Origin of the sequence: Pseudomonas sp. BS-2016, from assembly GCF_001806145.1 — a bacterium.
Classification (GTDB): Bacteria; Pseudomonadota; Gammaproteobacteria; order Pseudomonadales; family Pseudomonadaceae; genus Aquipseudomonas; species Aquipseudomonas lundensis.
Window position 1 is genome coordinate 1 of the sequence record NZ_MLCT01000151.1, and the last position, 1,296, is coordinate 1,296.

2 protein-coding genes are annotated in these 1,296 nt (G+C 61.4%); both read right to left on the reverse strand.

Annotation, left to right across the window (positions count from 1 at the left end; genetic code table 11):
• Positions 1-1,047, reverse strand: a 1,047-nt coding sequence (locus tag BKD70_RS23200) for a cell wall metabolism sensor histidine kinase WalK (RefSeq protein WP_070415482.1), incomplete at its 3' end; no start/stop codon positions are given.
• A 5-nt stretch (positions 1,048-1,052) separates the two neighbouring features.
• Positions 1,053-1,296, reverse strand: a 244-nt coding sequence (locus BKD70_RS23205; protein WP_139145820.1) for a winged helix-turn-helix domain-containing protein, incomplete at its 5' end; no start/stop codon positions are given.

The following is a 1,296-nucleotide window of genomic DNA, read 5'->3' on the forward strand; positions in this document are numbered from 1 at the left end:
TGCCCTGGAGCGCTCTGCACGCCAGAAGCGGTCGAACACGCTGTCCAGATGCTGGGCTTCGATACCTGGCCCTCGGTCACCGACTTCAATCACCACCGAACCGTGAACCCGGCGCGCCGTTACATTCAACTCGCCTCCCCCGGCCGCATAACGCAGCAAGTTATCGACCAGAATGTTGATCACCTGGCCCAGGCGATCACGATCGGCATGCATACGAAGCCCATCAGCAATACTGACCTGCGTCAGCACGCAAGCCTCATCCAACTGCGGCTGGAACCACGCCAACCGCTCCGCCACCAGAGCTACCAGAGAAAACTCGCTGCGCTCCAGCACCAGCCGGCCAGCACGAGCCATCGACAACAGGTGCAAATCATCCACCAGCTTTCTGAGTTGATCGAGCTGACGCTTGACCATGCCCAACTGCATGGCATCGCTGGGGAATACCTCATCGAGCATACCCTGCACACGCCCCATGGCGGCGTTCAAGGGTGTGCGCAGTTCGTGGGCAATGACCGCGCTGGATTCACGCACATCGCGCTCATAGCGCTCCAGTTGCGTGGTCATGCTGTTGAAGTCGCTGACCAGCCGTTGCAGCTCGTCGGGCGCGTCGCGGTGCACCGGCAGGCGAGTCAGGAAATCACCGCCGGCGACTCGCCGGGCGCCCTGGGCAATTGCCGAGAACTGGCTGGACAAGGGCCGCGAAAACCACAGGCCGAAGCCAATGATGATAGGGATCGCGGCCAGCACCAGGCCGATCAGTATCAGCCAGTCGCGATTGGCGATAGCCGGCTGGAAATAGTCCAGCGGATAGTACTGGGCAACCACTTGACGCAAGCGTGCCTCATTGAGCTCTGGCTCGGCGCGCAACGCCAGCAGCTCCTCACGCGGCCCAGGCGGCAGATGCTGCACAAAATACCAGTCCGACAGTGTGACGTTGATCCACATGCACACCGAGATCACCACCACCGCGCCGATCGCCAGCAGGCTCATGCGCAGGCCGATCCAGCGCCACATGGGTTTGTCGTTGACCCGCGGTTGCTCAAGCATGTGCGTTACCTGAATCGATAGCCAATGGAGCGCACCGTGACCAGAACGCCGGTGATGCCGTGGTTTTCCAGCTTGCGGCGCAGGTTGTGCACGTGGGTGTCGACGACGCGGGCCAGGGCTTCGCTTTCCGGTAGGCAGATTTCCAGCAACTCATCACGAGTGAAGGCCTTGGACGGCGTCTTGAGCAACGTCACCAGCAGCTTAAATTCCGTTGGGGTCAGGTCCAGCCATTGCGGTGGTGCTTCGCCC